Here is a 301-nt window from a genome sequence, read left to right as displayed (position 1 = left end):
CCAACCGCGAACCGACGCCACGCGGCCGGGACCAGCTCCGGCGCACCGGCGGGGGGCTTGCACGGGTCCCAAGCCGCCGGTGACTCACCGCGCGGGCGCCGACTCTGGGGTTCCATTCAGGCGGACGCCCGGCGCCGGGCCTTCGGCGGCCGGGCGGCGATCAGCTCGTCGGGGCGCGCGCGCGGGCGCTCACGGAAGGCGTGCTCACGTACGACGGCCTCGGCCGGCGTGGCTGCGCGGCCGATCTCGGCCAGCTCCGCCTCGAACAGGGCGCGCCCGACCGGGTCGCCATAGGTCGGGA

General features: G+C 78.1%; 1 protein-coding gene. It reads right to left on the bottom strand.

Annotation, left to right across the window (positions count from 1 at the left end):
• Positions 1–116: 116 nt before the first annotated feature.
• Positions 117–301, bottom strand: a 185-nt coding sequence (locus tag MKK88_RS25235; RefSeq protein WP_244004671.1) for a hypothetical protein, incomplete at its 5' end; no start/stop codon positions are given.

The organism is Methylobacterium sp. E-005 (genome assembly GCF_022829725.1).
In the GTDB taxonomy this organism is placed as follows: Bacteria; Pseudomonadota; Alphaproteobacteria; order Rhizobiales; family Beijerinckiaceae; genus Methylobacterium.
This window is presented reverse-complemented; position numbering and strand designations above follow the sequence as displayed.